At 50.6% G+C, this 18,552-nt stretch carries 15 protein-coding genes; 5 read left to right on the forward strand and 10 right to left on the reverse strand.

Features of this window, described 5'->3' with window-relative positions; genetic code table 11:
- The first annotated feature begins 1 nt into the window (after position 1).
- The 5 genes from BD_RS15480 to BD_RS15500 all read left to right on the forward strand — a co-directional run bounded on the left by BD_RS15480 (position 2) and on the right by BD_RS15500 (position 6,734).
- On the forward strand, positions 2 to 904 hold the full coding sequence (locus BD_RS15480) for a branched-chain amino acid ABC transporter permease (RefSeq protein ID WP_011165722.1): 903 nt from the start codon (positions 2 to 4) through the stop codon (positions 902 to 904).
- Entirely contained in the window at positions 904 to 1,875 is a 972-nt protein-coding gene (locus BD_RS15485) for a branched-chain amino acid ABC transporter permease (RefSeq protein ID WP_011165723.1), read from the forward strand. Before BD_RS15480 ends, BD_RS15485 begins: the two co-directional genes overlap by 1 nt.
- Positions 1,856 to 2,632, forward strand: a complete 777-nt coding sequence (locus BD_RS15490) for an ABC transporter ATP-binding protein (protein WP_041583626.1) — start codon at positions 1,856 to 1,858, stop codon at positions 2,630 to 2,632. The genes BD_RS15485 and BD_RS15490 overlap by 20 nt, the downstream gene beginning before the upstream one ends.
- Positions 2,629 to 3,342 (forward strand): ABC transporter ATP-binding protein, encoded by a 714-nt coding sequence (locus tag BD_RS15495; RefSeq protein ID WP_011165725.1) that lies wholly within the window; start codon positions 2,629 to 2,631, stop codon positions 3,340 to 3,342. Before BD_RS15490 ends, BD_RS15495 begins: the two co-directional genes overlap by 4 nt.
- Positions 3,343 to 3,500: 158 nt before the next feature.
- Positions 3,501 to 6,734, forward strand: coding sequence for an RCC1 domain-containing protein (locus BD_RS15500; protein ID WP_011165726.1), 3,234 nt, complete (start codon positions 3,501 to 3,503; stop codon positions 6,732 to 6,734).
- Here BD_RS15500 and BD_RS15505 read toward each other — a convergent pair.
- From BD_RS15505 to fliJ, 10 genes are all read right to left on the reverse strand, one after another.
- Positions 6,726 to 7,967, reverse strand: a complete 1,242-nt coding sequence (locus tag BD_RS15505) for a hypothetical protein (protein ID WP_226988056.1) — start codon at positions 7,965 to 7,967, stop codon at positions 6,726 to 6,728. The two genes, BD_RS15500 and BD_RS15505, sit on opposite strands and share 9 nt — an antisense overlap.
- A complete protein-coding gene (locus BD_RS15510) occupies positions 7,951 to 10,134 on the reverse strand; it encodes a hypothetical protein (RefSeq protein ID WP_011165728.1) in 2,184 nt (727 codons plus the stop codon). Before BD_RS15510 ends, BD_RS15505 begins: the two co-directional genes overlap by 17 nt.
- Before the next feature lie 76 nt (positions 10,135 to 10,210).
- Positions 10,211 to 11,623 (reverse strand): sensor histidine kinase, encoded by a 1,413-nt coding sequence (locus BD_RS15515; protein ID WP_011165729.1) that lies wholly within the window; start codon positions 11,621 to 11,623, stop codon positions 10,211 to 10,213.
- Entirely contained in the window at positions 11,604 to 12,278 is a 675-nt protein-coding gene (locus BD_RS15520; protein WP_011165730.1) for a response regulator transcription factor, read from the reverse strand. Before BD_RS15520 ends, BD_RS15515 begins: the two co-directional genes overlap by 20 nt.
- A 251-nt stretch (positions 12,279 to 12,529) precedes the next feature.
- Positions 12,530 to 13,813, reverse strand: coding sequence for a flagellar hook protein FlgE (locus BD_RS15525; protein WP_011165731.1), 1,284 nt, complete (start codon positions 13,811 to 13,813; stop codon positions 12,530 to 12,532).
- Between the two features lie 164 nt (positions 13,814 to 13,977).
- Positions 13,978 to 14,412, reverse strand: coding sequence for a TIGR02530 family flagellar biosynthesis protein (locus BD_RS15530; protein ID WP_011165732.1), 435 nt, complete (start codon positions 14,410 to 14,412; stop codon positions 13,978 to 13,980).
- On the reverse strand, positions 14,412 to 15,416 hold the full coding sequence (locus BD_RS15535; protein ID WP_011165733.1) for a flagellar hook assembly protein FlgD: 1,005 nt from the start codon (positions 15,414 to 15,416) through the stop codon (positions 14,412 to 14,414). Before BD_RS15535 ends, BD_RS15530 begins: the two co-directional genes overlap by 1 nt.
- Before the next feature lie 11 nt (positions 15,417 to 15,427).
- Positions 15,428 to 17,251, reverse strand: a complete 1,824-nt coding sequence (locus BD_RS15540; protein WP_011165734.1) for a flagellar hook-length control protein FliK — start codon at positions 17,249 to 17,251, stop codon at positions 15,428 to 15,430.
- 38 nt (positions 17,252 to 17,289) lie between these two features.
- On the reverse strand, positions 17,290 to 18,093 hold the full coding sequence (locus tag BD_RS15545; protein ID WP_011165735.1) for a magnesium transporter MgtE N-terminal domain-containing protein: 804 nt from the start codon (positions 18,091 to 18,093) through the stop codon (positions 17,290 to 17,292).
- Positions 18,094 to 18,097: 4 nt separating this feature from the next.
- Positions 18,098 to 18,547 carry a flagellar export protein FliJ gene (fliJ, locus tag BD_RS15550; protein WP_011165736.1) on the reverse strand — a complete coding sequence of 150 codons (450 nt, stop codon included), beginning with the start codon at positions 18,545 to 18,547 and terminating at the stop codon, positions 18,098 to 18,100.
- Between the last annotated feature and the right edge of the window lie 5 nt (positions 18,548 to 18,552).

Raw genomic sequence — 18,552 nt, forward strand, 5'->3', positions numbered from 1 at the left:
CATGCAGGATTTCGTACAGCATTTGATCAACGGAGTGAGCCTTGGATCCATCTACGCATTGATCGCCCTGGGCTACACGATGGTGTACGGAATCCTGAAAATGATCAACTTCGCCCACTCGGATGTTTACATGGTGGGCGCCTTTGCCGCCTACTATTTCGCCCGCTGGCTGGGAATTGAAAACAACCCCGGCTTCAGCACTCTTCTGACCCTGATTGTAATCACGATGATCTGCTGCAGCCTTCTGGGGCTGGTGATTGAACGCCTGGCGTACCGCCCGCTTAGAAACTCACCAAAACTGAACGTCCTGATCACCGCCATTGGTGTCAGCTTGTTTTTGCAGTATTCCGGTCAGGTGGTTTTTGGAGCCGATCCCAAAGTCTTTCCTGAAGTCATGAAAGACTTTGTGATCTTCTCTATCGGCATCGTTGAAGTCCGCTCTTTTGATGTGACGGTTCTGGGTGTGGGCATTGTTGCCATGCTGGGACTGCAGTTCCTGCTGTTCAAAACAAAAATGGGCCGTGCCATGCGGGCGGTGAGCGCCAACCCGATGGTGGCCAGCCTGATGGGTGTGAACCCGGACCGCATTATTGCCTTCACGTTTGTTGTCGGATCCTCTCTGGCCGGAATTGGCAGTGTTCTGGTCGGCATGAAGTATCCCAAGATTGACCCGCTGATGGGCATGATGATCGGCATGAAGGCGTTTGTCGCCGCAGTTCTGGGTGGCATCGGCAACGTCGGTGGTGCGGTCCTGGGTGCGATGATCATGGGCCTTTCCGAAGAAATGGTCGTGGCTTATCTTTCCAGCACCTACCGTGATGCTTTGGCCTTTGGAATTCTGATTGTGATTCTGATCTTTAAGCCGGCAGGTCTGCTGGGTAAATACTCTGTGGAGAAGGTCTGATGAAAGCCTTAAAAAACCCGGCACTGACACTGCTTTGTCTGGCGGTCCTGGGACTTGGACTGGATTTTGGCGTCAATGCCTACATCAAACTGATCCTGCTTTTTGCCACTGTGAACTGCCTGCTGTCGATGAGTCTGAATCTGGTCAATGGTTACACCGGACAGTTTTCTTTGGGGCACGCAGGTTTTATGGCGATCGGGGCTTACTTTTCCGCTTACGCTTCCACCAAGTGGGGCTTTCTGCCTGAATCCCTGCAACTGCTTCAATCCTTTGTCTTTGTCATCGGTGCGGGTCTTGCCGCTGCGGTGGCTGGCTTTCTGGTGGGTCTGCCTTCATTGCGTTTGAAGGGTGACTATCTGGCCATTGTCACTCTGGGTTTTGGCGAAATCATCCGCGTGGCGCTGCTGAATATGGATTTCCTGGGGGGACCGCGCGGTCTTTCCGGCATTCCCAGCTTTGGTTCATTCCCGTTTGCCTTTATGTTTGCATCCGTGTGGCTGGTGATTTGTTTCTTCACCATCTGGCGGGTCATGCATTCCAGTCACGGGCGCGGGTTCTTGAGTGTGCGTGAAGACGAGATCGCTGCGGAAGCCATGGGTATCAACACCACCCGCATGAAAGTAAAAGCTTTTGTGCTTTCCAGCTTCTTTGCCGGTGTGGCGGGGGCTTTGTTTGCGCACTTTACTAATTTCATCAATCCATCCTCTTTCACCTTCCTGCAAAGTGTGAATGCCGTGATCATGGTGGTTCTGGGTGGCATGGGTTCCATGACCGGCTCCATCGTGGCGGCGGTCATCATCACCGTTTTGCCAGAAGCCCTGCGCCCGCTGCAAGAACTGACCGGTGTGGATCTGCGCATGGTGATCTATTCCCTGGCTTTGATTCTGATGATGATTCTTCGACCAAAAGGTTTGTTCGGGGATATGGAATTCAGCGATGTTTGGAGAAAATATGTCCGACGTTCTGCTTGAGGCCCGCAAGATCACCATGCAGTTTGGCGGCCTGAAAGCCGTTGACTCTTTGGAATTCCAAATCAAAAAAGGCCAGTTGGCTGGCCTGATCGGACCCAATGGTGCCGGCAAGACCACAGCGTTCAATATGCTGACGGGGGTTTATCAGCCCACTTCCGGCGAAGTCCTGATGGAAGGTCAAAGTCTGAAGGGCCTGGCACCTTATGAAATCTCCCACCGTGGAGTGACCCGCACATTCCAGAATATCCGTCTGTTTAAAAATCTGACCGTTCTGGACAACGTTCTGATCGCAGGTCACCAGCATGTGCGCTATGGTCTGTTCGATACTTTGTTTCAGACTGATTCCTTCCGCGTCGACGAGCAACGTCTGCAGGACAAGGCCATTGATTTGCTGAAAATCTTCAAACTGCAGGATAAAGCGCACAAACCGGCGACGTCCCTGCCTTATGGTGAGCAGCGCAAGCTTGAAATCGTCCGCGCCCTGGCGACGGATCCGAAAATCATTCTGCTGGATGAACCCGCTGCCGGCATGAATCACTCAGAGACCCACCATCTGATGGAAACCATCGCCCAGATCCGCGAGGATTTCAAACTGACCGTGCTTTTGATTGAGCACGACATGAAGCTGGTGATGGGAATCTGCGAAAACATCATTGTTCTGGATCACGGCGTGAAGATCGAAGAAGGGGCTCCGCAAAAAGTGCAAAGCTCGCAGAAAGTGATCGAAGCCTATCTGGGTGTTGAGGAGGCGGAATGAATCCATTGCTGACCATTGAAAATCTGGATGTCTATTATGGTTCCATTCACGCTTTAAAAGGCATCAGCTTCGCCGTCAACGAAGGCGAAGTGGTCTCCTTGATCGGCGCCAACGGTGCCGGGAAAACAACCACACTTCGTGCGATTTCCGGTATCGTTCCCAGCCAGGGCCACATCCGTTTCCGTGGCGAAGATTTAAATAAAGTTTCCACTTTCAAACGCGTCGGGCTGGGTATTGCCCAATCCCCTGAAGGCCGCGGCGTGTTCCCGCAAATGAGTGTGCTTGAAAATCTGGAGATGGGGGCCTATTCCCGCTCGGACAAAGTCAAAATCAAACAAGATCTGGAAATGTGCTTAACCCTGTTCCCAAGAATGAAAGAACGCATGTCCCAGATGGCCGGAACTCTTTCCGGTGGTGAGCAGCAGATGCTGGCCATCAGCCGGGCGCTGATGGCAAAACCCCGTCTGCTGCTTTTGGATGAGCCGTCTTTGGGACTGGCTCCGCTGATTGTGGCGCAGATTTTTGAGATCGTAAAAAAGCTGAATCAGGAAGAGGGCATGACTGTTCTTCTGGTCGAGCAAAATGCCCGCATGGCGCTGAAGATTTCCCAAAGAGCCTATGTATTAGAGTGCGGTCGCATTGTGATGCAGGACTCGGCACACAATCTTCTGAACAATGACGAAGTCCGTAAAAGCTATCTCGGAGTCTAGAATCCCCCCAGAGGACCGAGAGTTCCTCTGGATTATCCCGACCATGGCATTGCAAAGTATTCCGTGGGTCATTTTTCAGGAACATTCAAACTGTCTCAGACTGAGATTGAAGGCCCGTAAGTCTTTATAATCCCTTTTGAAACTCCGAATAAATAAGCATGACTAGAACGTTCTTCTGCTTAGTTTTCGGTCTTCTTCTGCTTTCATCTTGTACGACCAAGAATGATCTGTCCTTGTTTTTCTCCAGCGAAAACACCCCTCAGGTAACATTGAAGCTAAACTCCGGAATCAACTACACCGGGCAAAGCACCATTCCAGTTGAAATCATCACGTCCCAGGAATTGACCGAAATGAGTCTGTCCGTCAGCGCCATGTGCTCTGACGTCTTTGAAACTTATGTTCAGCAGAAAACCGTCAATCTTCCGAATGTGGAAGGTGAACACACCATTTCTGTGCGGGTTAAAAACAAGGATGGCTTCACCAGCGATTGCACCAAAGCCAAGATTGTATTTGATAAGACGGCACCGGTCGTTTCTGAAACGATGACTTTGGTGAACACCCGCTCACTTCCTGATGTGTCACCGAAACTGAATACTCCCGTCACGACCGATACTTTATCAGGAGTAGCCAAGTACGAACTCAAACTGGTGAAAACGGCCGGAAACACTGTCATCAAAGATTGGACCACCAAAGACAAAGAGGCTCTCTACTTCGATGGCCTGACATTGCCGGACTCTGAAGTCGACACCTACTTTTACATGATCCGCGCCACAGACAAAGTCGGCAACGTCAGCGCGGAAAAACAGTCTCCGAACTTCATCGTTGGCCCTGTCGTCACTATTACAGGCGCACTCATCTACGATCAAGACAGCCCCATGGGAAGTGCGACCATCCAGCTTTCGCGAGCAAGCCCCGTTTCCACAACCGTCGCGGTCAAAAGCGTCTCGCGGTCAGCGATTGCAGGTCTGGACTTCCTTTATCCGGACATTATTCCAACTGAGGTGGTCATTGCGGCCGGAGCCACCTCAGCAGATACCTATTTCTCGATTATGACTTCAACGCTGCCAGGCCCTGACAAAGCTTTCGATTTACAGGTGACCTCAACCACAAATGCGATCACAGGCAGCCCTTCGTCTTTCACGGTGGATCTGGTAAACACCAACACAGCCATCACGGCACAAGCGGCAAATGGCTATCGCGCGGTTCGTGGAGCCAAGGGACATATGTGCGGACTTCGTACTGACAACAAGATGGATTGTTGGGGCGCGATAAGTTACGCAAATGGATCAACTTCAGAGCAGCTCACTGCCAAAGAAGTCGTGGGCGCGACAAACATCGTCTCTGTTGCCGAGGGGTATGGAGATCACACCTGCTATATTGACAGCCTCGGGGATCTTTACTGCTTTGGAAACAGCGGCTATAAGAATCTTGGTCACAATTCCTACACCTCCTCAACAACACCGATCAAGGTTCCTTCCAGCAACATAAAAAAGGCTGCGGTGGGAATTTACTTCACTTGCTTTATTGACTCTTCTGACCAAGTTCAATGTTTTGGAAAGAATGACGACGCCGAGCTAGGACAGCCGATTTCATTTTCAAATGGAATACCGACGGTTTATGCCTCTATTACCAAAGCTCTGGATATTGCAGCTGGCAACAAAATTGCCTGCGCCATTGATGAAGTATCAGGCACACGCTCCGTGAAGTGCTGGGGTAAAACTGAATCTGCAAGCAGCCATGTGCCAGTTACAATTACGGGACTGCCCTCTGATATCCAGTCCATTTCAGTCAACGGCAGCATTACGGCCGACGTCAGACATGGCTGCGGCCTGTCCGAACAGGGCCTTGTCTATTGCTGGGGAAGCAACTTCCGATCCCGTCGTGGACTTGCCAGCGGGGCCGTGACATGGACCACCGCGAACTATGTCGGTCTTCCTGTGAAAGCTGTCAAAGTTCAGGCTGGTACAGACACCAGTTGCGCTCTGGGAGAAGACAAAAAACTTTACTGCTGGGGTTCGGGGCTGCCGAACGCGACCAACAGCCATCAGTATCAGGAAAGCTATGTCCCCGTCCAACTGGACAACTTCGGTGACACCATTACCGACTTCCAGCTCACTGAACTGGCCAGTTGCGCTGTCACAACCTCTTCTAATATCAAGTGCTGGGGAATCAACTCACTGGGTGAAATGGGCAACGGGCAAACTGCATCCGCAATGCAGGGAACTGCTCTGAATGTCGCGGGATCCTTTGACAAGTATAAACAGCTTGCCACTGGTGTCTTTACAACATGCGCTCTTAAATCCAACAACACGGTGACCTGCTGGGGCAACAACGACTACGGACAGCTCGGCAATGGATCACACAGTACTTATTCCCGCCCCCACTACACCTTGCCAATTTCCAACGTAAAAAAAGTGGTTGGCCAAAACATACACTTTTGTGCACTGACCACGGGCGGATCCGTCTACTGCTGGGGATCGAACTGGAGCGGGCGGATCGGCAACAATGCCACAGCCCTCCCTACGGACGTGGTCCTGACTCCTTACCTGATACCCAACACATATCCCAACAGCACTGCGGGCCTTCCCTCTGGAATCAAGGACATCTCAGTCGGCTATAATCACTCTTGTGCGGTCACTTCCGAAGGTGGTGTGACCTGCTGGGGCAATAACTCTGCAGGGGAGCTCGGCCATCCAAGCATCGGAAGTGCCTTCAGCTATCCGCAGATGATTCCCAGCTTGTCGACAGGAGTCGACAGTGTCGCGCTTGGCATCAATGCCACCTGCGCAGTTAAAAACAACGCCACCACCAAGCAGGTCTATTGCTGGGGCTGGAACCGCAACCGCGTTCTGGGGCCATCTGCCGTCGCATTGAATGCTTCCACAGAAGTTCCTCAACTGATTGACACCATCACAACGACAAAAGAGGTAAAGGTTTTCATTTCTTTTGAGACCGCCTGCTATATACACGATGGCACCACCAAATGCTGGGGATATCGCAGTACTTTCAAGGGAATGCCAGCCAATGTGCCTGATGGAACTTATATCACCACCCCGACAGCAATTCCCGAACTGGCTGGAGCCACTGACCTTCATTTGAATCCTTATTCGGGATGCGCCCTTATGAGCACCGGGAAAGCCAAGTGCTGGGGCGCCGACTACAGTCGGATCTTCAGCACTGGCATCTCCTGGATTGGAACTCCGGTCGAACCTCCGGCACTTCAAAACTCACAGGTAACGGCCATTGCACTTGGAACGACCTACTCCAGCGCCGGACCCATTCATGCCTGCGCCATCACGTCTTTAGGGGACCTGAAGTGCTGGGGTGTCAGCACTTATGGAGAAGGCCACGATCGCTTCTTCCATCAAACTCCGCAATTGGTATTAAAATAGCCAGCCGTAACGGAACTCCAGATGGGTCTCAAAAATTGAGACCTTGGAGTTGTCCTTGTCGTCAGAGCCGGTGTGCTGACCCTGAAAAAAGGTTCCGTACGTGTAAACCCCCAACGACCGCTCATAATCAAGCGCATATCCCAGGCCCAGGGTGCCGGAAACTGCAAAGCCACTGTAGGTATGATCAATGCCCATATAGAACGGATGCATGCGCATGGACACATCGGTGTACCATTTGTTGTTGTGGGAAAAAAGCTCGGCATATCCGCCGCCGGTGGCGCTGACATGCATGCCGGTCCCGATCCCGGCCTCTGTCGCACTTTTTACAAACGAATACGCACGACGTTCAAACTCACCACCCAGAAGATAACCATATTGAACCTTAAACAAGGGGTTGCGATAAGTCCAATGACGCTTGGTAAATGCCACATCGCCTTTTATATTATAAATTCTTTCCGCCGCAGAGGTGTTCAGCAGATTATTAAAAGCAAACGTGCTTGTATAAGCCTGCAGGCGAATCGACCGTTCCGTCTTCCAGTTCCATCTTCTTTCAAAGGACAATGTATCAAAAGTGAAAGACTGCTGATCCAGCGTTGTCACAATCGGGCTTGTGTCCTGCTTTTGCACCGACCCCATCAAACCCAAACCTGCCCACATCAAATCGCGTGAACAGAAATCCTTGCCGACTTTGTCCAGCATCGGCATCGCTGTGACTTTCATTTCTGCACTGACGCCTTTGATCCTGATCAGGTAGCGGAACCGTTCATCCCCAAAAAGCTCCAGTGGGACTGCGATCATCTGCGCATCCAATGGGACATTCAGTGATATCAAAAATTTGCCAGTGTCCGCCTTCAGTGGCAGATTGACCAGCGGTAAAATCACCGGAGGCAGGGGCTTGTTTTTCTTGTCATACAAAAGAATACGACGACTCCAGAAGCGGATGTTCAGATCCTCTTGAAGTTCGCCGGAAATCTTCAGCTGCATGACTTCCTGGTTCGGCATTTTAATAATTTCAAACTGGTCCCACACGGCCTTGGGCTCCCGCAGGATGTTACGACAATCCGTCTGAAAAGGATGGATGTGCTTTTGCAATGAAGAAAACGGAACCACCTCCACCGCAGCTTTGTTCACCATAATCTGTTCAGCCTTGACGGCCTTGCGCGGCTGCGCCCCTGAAGGCAGACTGCCAAAGACCAGCGCGGCTGCAACGAAGTATCTACTGAGAAACGCCAAAATAGAATACTCCTGTTTCACTCCAGGCCGAAGCCATGTACTTGTTGCGTCCCCGAACCCGGAAGTACCACTGCCCATTGGCGATCGGCTTCTTTAGCACATACTCCATGGCCTCAACTCTGATTTCCGTCGCATCTTTGAAGTTTGGATTTCTGGCCATTTCCAGGGCATACCATTCATTCTCTGGCGACTCGGTCCACGAGAACTTAATCGACACTGGCACCCCTTTGGGGATCAGAAACACTTCGCTTTTTTTCGGCGTCACCAATTTGGGCGTAATCAGCGGCGCCGGTTTGCCATAGGATACCGCCAAAATCGGTGTCGGCAACCCGAACAGCTTGCTTTCGTCCACAACCGGCCAGACCCGGAAATAATACCAGCCCTCTTCACTGACGTTATGGAAGAACTCCACATTTTCTGTTTCCAGCATCTGGGAGCCAGCCATTTTCGGATCCCGGCTTAACTCCACACGGTACTTTTTCGCAGAATCACGATGAGTCCACACAAGATGGAACTGAGGGGAAGATCCCGGCTGATCAAAGATCGGCGGCAAAACTTCCTTTTTTTCGATCGACGGTCCTTTGATCACACCTTTGATTTGATACACCTCAGACGGCGGCGAATACTCGCCCTCGACAGACCTTGCCACCAGACGCATATAACCCGGAACAGATTCATTGTGCTTCAGCTCATAAGGGGGATTGGCAACAACGACATTCTTAAGAATGCGGCTGAACTTGGGTCCTTCAGCTATTTGCACCAGATAGTCGACCGCATAAGGAACCGGGTTCCAGGCCAAAGTCATCTCTGAAAGACCGGTGGTACCAATTTTTTCATCGGTTTTTGAAAGCAGCGGCGCTGACAAAGGCGGACGAACAATCACTTTCGCCGGATCAGACCATTCAGAATACAGATTGTTGCCATAGGCTTTGCGCACCCGGATGTTATATTCACCCGACACATCCAGGAAACTTTTCAAAGGTTCCGGGCCTTCGTATTCATCAAAGATCTCATCAAAACCTTTGTTCTTCCCGACCTGCATATGGAACTTTTCGCCGGGCTTGGCATCCTTGACCGGAACATTCAAGGACCACTTGCCGCGTTCCTTGAATGTCAAAGCTGGCAGCCCGATCTTGGCACTTCCCAAACGTTCAATGCGGAAGGTGCGTGTGTCAGAAAAATGCGGAATGCCATCCGTATTTTCAACCAGACGCCAATAGTACTCTCCAGCACCCAAATCCTTGGGAATCACCGCTTCTTTCATTTCAGACACGTCTTCCGATCGGGTCTCAGTCAGGAAGTCAGCCGTGCGGCTGGTCTGCAATGTCAGCTTTTTTCCTTCCCCGCCCTTCCAGCGGAAGAACTCCAGTCCCTGGCCATAAAGAACTTTTTTCGGAGCGGGCTCCACCAGGACCAGCTTTTCTTTTACCACCTCGGTCATCTTCAATGCCGGGGCTTTTTTTACTTCGGATTCCGGTCCGATCTTGATGTCGCCCCCACCACCGGCGGAAACTTCAGAAGTCCCCGAACCAGCGCCCTCAGCGGAATCTTGTTCGCCCTGTTTGCCAGAATCTGTGTCGTCTTTGTCTGACGCCGCCGGATCGGCGATGCTCAGGGCATCCCCGGCTCCCAGGGTCTTTTTCTGATCTCCGTTTTCCAAAGTAACCGACCCGGATGCCATTGACAGCGTCAGTTGCCCAGAGGCGTCCTTTTTGGCAAACAGTCCATAGGGTGCATCGGCCTTCAACACCAGATCAGAATTCCCAACGCGCACACTTAAAGGTTTTCCGTGGCCTTTGCCTTCCACATGCAGACTTCCCCGTTCAAGATTCAGCGCCAGCGTGCCAGCCTGCACGTTTTCGGAGATCCGCAAAAGCGTCTCTGCCGGAACGTGAATGACGTCCTTGTTGCGCATTTCCAACAGCGCTTCAGAAGAAGGGCCGGTGAAAACTTCAGATCCATTGTATAATTTTTGGGATTGGGCGGCGTCCGCCCAGAAAAACCCGGTGGCGTGCTTATAGCGCAGTTCGTTTTTCACATTGCGAACTTCTGCCAGGGTCGGCCCGAGGTTTTCACTATTCACCTCGGCCTTGAACAGAAACTGTTTTGCCACAATGAAAGACAAGACCGAAATTCCAAGAATACATGCAACGATGATTTTTTTCATGGTGTGCAGTCATTATGTCTGACCGAAAACAACCCTGCCAGCAGTTTTAGCGGAACACCAGAGGCCGCGACCTAGGTCACGACATCTTCTGCAAAAGAACTTCGAATTCTGTACCGTGCCCGTCTTTCACCGGAATGCGCACGGAAACTTTTCCATCATGCGCTTCAACGACGGCTTTCACAAATGTCAACCCCAGGCCCATGCCATATTCAGAGCGGCTCTTGTCGCTGCGATAAAGTTTTTGCCAGATCATGCCGTGCTCATCCGCCGAAATCCCCGGGCCAGAGTCCGTCACCCGAATGATGACGTTCTCAGTATGATTGATGGTTTCAATGGTCACTTCCCCGCCCGGTGGCGTGTACTTGTGCGCATTATCCAGCAGATTGGCGATCACCCGGCTGATCAGTTTGGCATCGACCATGGCCCAGTCATGACTGTCGAGTTTTTGCACCACACGGATGTCTTTTTCCTCGAAGGCCATTTCATAAAGACTCATGATCTCTTTAACCAGATCACTGATAAATTTCTTTTCGATCTTCAACTTTTTACTGCGATTCTCTGCCTCGGTGATATCCGTCAGCACCTGCAGGAAGTTCAGAATCTTGTCCGAGTTTTCAAAACAGCTTTGCAAAGCCTCGCGATAGGATTCCACGTCCCCTTCGCTGGTCAATGCCAGCTCCGCACGACCGCGCAAGCGGGTCACCGGGGTGCGGATGTCGTGCGCCAGGTGATCAAAGGCCTCTTTCAGACCACTCACCAGCCCCTCGATTTTATCGAGCATTTTATTGAACAGAACCTTCAGCTCTTCCAGCTCGTCATCACTGCCCCCGATCGGAACACGTGTGGAAAGGGAACCGCCTTCGATCTTTTTCATGGATGTGATCAGCTCACGCACCGGACTGAGCGTTCGGTTGGACAGGAACAATCCCCCGAGAAACCCGATAAGGGCCACGGGCAATAGCAGCCACCAGAAGATCTTTTGTAAGTTGCGCAGCTGCAGGCTCAGACTTTCCGTGCTTTTACCCACAACCAGACGGCTGCCATCCTTCAAGGTCGTCCCCAGAATGATGATTGTGTCGCCTCCATGCATCTCACGCATGGCAAACTCGAAGATCTGCCCGCGATGGCGGTTCATCTCTTCTTTTAGTTTTTCCATGTTTAATTTAAAGCTCGGAAAAGGCTCGTGATGATAAGTCTCTTCCCCTTTCGGGCTGAAGACACTGACCAGCAAAGCTGCATCACGATCATAATTGGGAATATAAAGGAAGTAGTCTTTAAATTCACCCAGACCCCGCACTTCGATGCGATTGCGGTATTCTTCCAGCTTGGAAGAAAGCACACCACGTTCCTGCTCTTGCAAGCCGTGACTGATCTGAAAATAAAGAAAACTAAAGATGACTGTGGAACTTAGAATCAGCACCAGAGAATACGCAAGCGTCAGCTTGGTGCTGATTCGAAAGAGTGTCGGTTTAAGACGACTTGAGGACATATCCTACGCCTCTAACCGTGTAGATAAGGCGAGTAGGGAAATCTTTTTCCAGTTTGTTTCTGAGTCGGCATACAAGTACGTCCACCACGTTCGTTTGAGGGTCAAAATCATAGTTCCAGACTTCCTTCAGGATCGTCTGCTTACCAATGATTTTATTTGGATTACTCATGAACAGGTCAAGAAGAACAAATTCTCTTTCCTGAAGGTCCAGCTTTCTGCCGGCACGAACCACATCGCGGTTCAGACGGTTCAGCTTCAAGTCCTGGAAAACCAGTTGAGTCACTTCGGATGCTTTTTGAGAGCGCTTCAACAGATTTTTCACGCGAATCTGAAGTTCAGCCATCGCGAAAGGTTTCGTCAGATAGTCATCACCACCCATGCTCAAACCCTTTAAGCGGTCATCCAACTCCCGCAATGCACTCAGGATCAAAATCGGGGTGTTGATTTCTTTTTCACGCAAAGACTTTGCAAAAGTGTAACCGTCCATCTCAGGCAGCATCAAATCCAAAACGATAATATCGTAATGATTGGTTTGCGCTTTTTCAAAGGCTCTGCGTCCGTTGGATTCAACATCAACATCACCTTCAAGCTCACCCAGGCCCTGTTTTACTATTGTTGCGATCTCGTTATCATCTTCGACTACTAAGCATCTCATCGAGAGTCACCTTTGTTACTGGTTCGTAAAATCTATAGCCAATTTATAGCAGATTTGTTTCTAAACAAAAGAAGCAAATTTCATATTGGAGCCCTAAATACCCATTATTACACAGATTTAATCGGAACCCGTCGAGAGATTGCAAAGATGAAACTAAACAACATGGTATTCACTATTGCCAAACGAAAAAAAACAGGCTCCGGGTCAGGGAGCCTGTCGACATGGTCATGGTAGGTTTAGACTAGCGGAAATTATCGTTTCAACTGGATCACTTCGTTCAGAAGTTCGTCCGTCGTCGTGATGGTTTTGGCATTGGCCTGGAAACCACGCTGATTCTGGATCATGTTCACGAACTCTGTAGCCAGATCGACAGTGGATCTTTCCAAAGATTTTGCGAACAGTTTACCGCGGCCGGCAGCGCCTGGAGCACCTACGGAAGCAGTACCGGAGTCTCTGGATTCTTTCAAACGGTTGTTACCAACTTTGAACAGAGCCTCTGGGTTTTCAAACTTTGCCAAAGCGATCTGGGCAAGGTCATTGGCCTGACCGTTGGAGTATACCGCTGTCAAAGTACCTTCGTCATTGAAGGACAAGCCAGTGATTGTACCCGCAGCCGCGCCATCCTGGTGCCAAGAGATCAGGTCCGAGTTTTTACCGTACTGCTTAGTACCGTCCAAACCTTTACCGCCGTCCTTGATCGCATCACCGAAGTTCAGCTTCACTTGCTGGTCCTGCAAAGCACCACCTTTGAAGTTGAAGTTCGTGGACGTTGTTTCCTGAGAATCCAGTTTACCGTCAACGGTGAACATCAGTTTACCAGCAGCCACTTCAGACATTTTGCCTTCTTCGCCGCCAGTGATCTCTTTACCGTCAACCAAACCTTTGAATTCCCATTCGCGGTCGTTAACTTTGTTGAAGAAGAAGCTGACAAGGTGTTTGTTACCCTGAGAGTCATACATCTCAACACCAGTGGAATAGTGAGAAGTGGAGTAAGGATCCGCTGGGTCGAACTTCTTGGTTGGCTCCATGCGGGAATCCAGGTTCAGATCCAGTTTCAATTCTTTGGTTGCTTTAGCCGGGATCAGAGCGCGAGGGAATTTGATATCGGTCATTTTGTTGACGATATTGCCCTTCTCATCTGTAGAGAAGCCCTGTACGCGTTGATTGTCGTTTGTTACCAGGTAGCCTTCACGGTCGAAGTGGAAGGAACCGTCACGAGTGTAGGACTCACCGTCGGAACCTTTAACCTTGAAGTAACCGTCACCGGAGATTGCAAGGTCCGTCACTTTTTCAGTGGCGTCGATGTTACCCTGGGAAAGGATTGGATTTACGGCACCGATCTTCACACCGCGGCCAATTTGGTTACCACCCACAATACCTTTTAGATTTTTGGAGATGATGTCCTGGAACTCTGCACGGCTTGCTTTGAAACCGATAGTGTTCGCATTGGCGATATTGTCCCCGATAACACCCAGAGCCTCGCCCTGTGCTGTCATACCGGATACACCAGTGTACAATGAAGAAAGAATACCCATGTGACCTCCATGTCGTTGGCAGAATTAGTCGAATTCCGCCGTTTTGGAGGGCCTCCTCTACGAGGACCAGCCCTAATATTTAGTTTTTAAATCCAGCTGCTTATCTGTCTCTTCGGGACAGCTTCACAGTTTGCCTCTGAGCTTCCTGCTCGTTGGCTATCGCGCTACAGAACCACTGTTGAGTCGATGTTGGTGAACACGTTCTCTTTGAGCGCATTCTTGTCCATCACCGTGACAACTGTGTTGTTCTTCACGCTGACGATCAGTGCCGAGTCATTCATCAAAATCAATGAATCCTTGGAACCTTTCGCCGCCGCTCTCGAAACCGCGTCTGAAAGTTTTGAGATGTCCTCTGGAGAATAATTGATTCCCCGGGTTCTCATACGTTCAATCGCATGATTCGAAAACTTAACCCCTTCCGCGCCCTTCACCGGGCCTGCAGGATTCATCTGTCCCAGGTTCTGAGGCTTCAGGCCTCCGAGCTGATCCAGCGTGTCCTTGAAGGAAGGTCCCGTACCATCGAGCTGAGGTTGTTTAACCTTGGCCGGCTGCTGCGGGATGAGTTGATCAAGAGTTTGTATCTTCTTTAAATCGACCATTACTTCGCTGTCTCCTTGGCAATCTTTTCCATCATGTCGCGGGACAAGCCCACATTGTTCATGATGTTAGATTTTGCTACAGGAGCAGGATTCATGGAAGAGTTTTGTAACTCTGCATTCCCCTCTTTCATAGTTTGTCCTTTAGCATCATCTTTCTTCAAGTCTAGGTTTGTTACATCATTTACTTTCTGGTCGGTGGTCATAAGACGTGGGTCTGTAATCTTCTTCACGTCAGAGAAACGAATCGCCTGATTTCCCACGTGAAGCACAGGGCCTTCATTGGAATAGCTCACGCCAGTGATCATTCCGTCGAAGTCTGTTTTGATTCCCATCTTCTTACCATCAGCAGTTTTGGCTTCTGCGATGAATTGATATTCACCAGGCAAAGCCTTCATTGCTTTTTCGTCTTCACCATTCCAGGTCAGTTTGTTTTCGCCCGCTTTCAGTGATTTCAGATTGTACGTGCGCACGACATTCCCTTCGGCATCACGAACTTTCACCGACACTTCGCTTGCAGCCATTGGCAGAGTGAATTTGAAATCATGCTCTCTGTCATTCGTGCCGCGCACCACTTTCGAAGAATCACCTGCGACTGCTTTACCGATCAGATTCAGTGCCTGGAAGTTTTCCGAAGGCTTCTGACCGTTCTTCATTTCATCAAGTGACTTGTTCATGTTCTGCATCTGCTCCAGAGAGGAGAAGCTTGCCAACTGTGCCGCCATCTCATGGCTCTTCAGTGGATTCGTCGGATCCTGATTTTTCATCTGTGTCAGCATCAGCTTGAAGAAGGCATCCTTGTCCAGGCTTGGATTACCGACCGCGCGAACTTTCTTGGAGGGATCTGTCCAGTTGGCATCGACAATTTTATTCAGAACTTCGCCGACGTTTTCACCGCCCAGCTTTTCTCTGTCTGCCACGCTCATGTTGGAAGCTCCGGCGGTCTCAGGTTTTGTCTGAGTCGGTCCGAAGGCATTCACTCCAAGTTTCGCGTTCACCATCGTCATGCTTAACTCCTTTAAGCTACAAGATTCAGTCCACTGCCACGGCCTTCAACTTTGCGAGTCGGCGTTGAACGCGTCTCGATCGGCTGAAGTGGATCGCGACGACCGCCATAACCTTTCAGTGAAGGCATGTCTGCGAAAGATTCCTTGCGGCCCTGGGATCCGAAGTTCTCATTGAACTGGTTCCAGAACTGGCGCGCCTGATCTCTTTGCTGATTACCGTTCATGTTGGTCTGGTTTTGGGTAGCCGTATCCGCGGATGTCGAGTTCACCACATCCACCTTTACATTCTCCATGGACAATTTGTGAGCAGCAAGACTGGTTTTCAGTTCAGCTAGACTGGACTCGATGGCTTTTTTAGCCTCCTGAGTATCTGCTGACATCTGCATGTTCACTTTACCGTCCTGAAGCATGACTTTCAGGTGAATGGTTCCCATGCCCTCCGGGGTCATCTGAACCTTCATTTCGCCGCCACCGCGTTTGATCAGGTACTGAGCCTGATTCATCAGCTGCTTCACGGCCGCCTCGTTTTCCTTGGCATCAACCGGTGCCTGTGGTGCCGTCCCTGCCAGAGGCAAAGCCGCATCCATCTTCAGGGATTCACCCTTGATCGGAGCACCATGGACATTCTGAAGCCCTTCAAGACCCTGCTTGAATTCACCGGATGTCAGAGTGGACTTTTCACCCATCTCCTTTTCGGCGCTCATGCCTTTCATGAAGTCATTGCCCTGTTGCATCAGATTACCACCCTGGGATTCATTGCGCATGAATTCCTGGGAAAGCTTGGCCTGCACTTCCAGCGGATTCAAAGCCTGAGCCGTCGGAATCTTCGGAGCCTCCGGCGTTTTAACCGCTTGAGTAAACTCTGCCATCAGTTCCGCGCCCTGTTCTGAAACCGCCGCTTCAGCCGCAACACCAGTTCCCTGGGCCGCCTGTGCTTCAGTCGCTTTCTTTGCCGCCAAGGCCGCCAGCAACGCCGGCGACATGGTGTCCTTCATCTGACCCTGCAGATGCGGTGGAAGTTCAGGAAGCTTTGGCGCCTGCTGCTGAGGCATTTCCGGAAGTGGCATGTCCATCGGGATTTCCTGTTTCGGAATATCCGCAAAAGACGCCTCATCCAGATCCATGTTCTGCATGGCCGCAGCATCAAGCTGCCCCAACGCCGCTGAAGGCAATGGTTTTGCCTGCGCGTCTGTCCAGAATTTTTGATTTAAACGGTCGACGGTATTACCCAGCATGTTCTGCTTTGCCTGCGCCTGTTCAGCACGCAGCTGCACACCGGCCTGAGTCACCACGCCAGCACCCACAGCAAATTCCGGAGCCTTCGCCGGCGCAGGAGTCTGCTGCAACTGCAGCAACAAGCCCGCATACATCGCCTGCGCTTTGTCTGCGTCCTCATCACTGAGTCCCAATTGAGAGATCACGGCTTGTGCCGTCTCTTCCGGGGATTGTACTAGTTGGGTGTCGTCCAGCTGGGACATCGCCTCCACGAGTCGCGTGGGGGATATTTCGAATTCACTCTCGAAGGAGTCCATGAATTCTTTTATTTTTTGCTGTCGAACCGTTCCCTTTCGTTCTGTTTTCCCATCGTTTTGGCTGACCTCGGGTTCCTTCCCCTTTTTCGCTTCGGTCTTTTCAGGCTTTTCATTCTTCGCCTTCATGTCCCGTTGCGGTGGCTCTTTTATTTCTTTCGGGTCTTTCGAGGTTATTTTCTCCTCGAGAGCTTTGCCGAAGGATGAGCCGGATCCGGTTCCCTTGAAGTCTTTCTCCACCCCTCTGTCAGGTGGTGACTTCATCTCGGTCGCACCCACCATGGGGGGTACGATACTTTGTAACAAACCTTCCTCCTTCCCTGGAAAAAACTGTCGTTACTGTCTTATTTCGCGCTCGCTGGAGCACGACGCTTGTAGCCCGCAAACATCTCAGACAAAATCTGAGCTTTTTCAGGCTTCAACAAATTCATAATATCAGCAGCATTCTTCTTTTTCATACGACCAAGTATTTCAATTGCCAAATCCTCGTCCATCGTCTCAAAGACTTTGGCCGCCTGGGGTGGCTTCATATTGGTGTACATCTGTACCAAGGTATCGACTTTCTCGTCATCCGCCTTGACCCGGTCTTCCAGAATGCCGGAGATCTTGCTGCGCATCTCTTCCAGCTCTTTCAGGCGTTTCTCAAGTTCCACCTTCTGGGTGGCAAGTTCGGTCTCCATGCGGTTCAGTTCTTCTTCACGCGCATCAAGCTCTTTGTTTCTTTCATTCAGTTTTTGCAGGTGATCAATTTCAGCCCCGCTCAGTGCCGCCGTCACCGGGGCTTCGGCTTTCGGCTCTGCCGGAGTTGGCTCTGCCGGAGCCGCTGAAGGCTGGGCAATCGCTTCGCCGGTCATCTGAACTTCGACACGTTTGATGATGTTTTCAACTTCTTCGTGATTCTGGAATCCCCAGATGGCAACCATAAAACCAAAGAAAGACACGCCAATCATTTTCCATGGTACCGGAGCTTTTTTCTTTTTCTTTGGTGCAGACATTTTCATACGACGGCGGATCTGCTGCTCAACGTCCTCGGAAGCCAGATCCAGATGCAGTTTCGGAGAAGCGTTTCTTTTCTGAAACTTCACTCCGTTGTTCTGGTCGGCAACCTGGCGTGCATTTTTGAAGAACTGATCGTATCCGCTTTTCATCTGCCTATGATTCCTTCACAGCTTTAAACCGCAGGATGGACTGCTCATCCATTTCCTTCTGGTCATTGGAAAGACGCTCAGCCCGATATTCTTCGAACTTGTTTTCGCGCATCTTCTCCATAATTTTATATTCCAGAGCGGCTTGTCGCAAAATTTCTCTCTTGGCCTCGACCAATTTCTCGAATTCCTGAACTTTTTGCATTTGTCTCTGGATGCGGATTTGCTGACCTTGAAGAAACTCGTGGATCTGGGAAAGAGCTGGACCTTGGGCCCCACCTTGATTGCTCAATGCCCCCACCTGCGCATGGGCGCTCTGAACCTGGTTGCCCATCTGATTCAGACGAGCCAGTTCCTCTTGATAAAGGTTCACGGCTTCCTGAAAGTCCTTTTGCGCCAGATTCTCTTTGATCTTGCGATGCTCAAGAACTTTTTGAAGTGGAAATTTGAATTTCATGGTCC

Source organism: Bdellovibrio bacteriovorus HD100 (assembly GCF_000196175.1).
Classification (GTDB): domain Bacteria; phylum Bdellovibrionota; class Bdellovibrionia; order Bdellovibrionales; family Bdellovibrionaceae; genus Bdellovibrio; species Bdellovibrio bacteriovorus.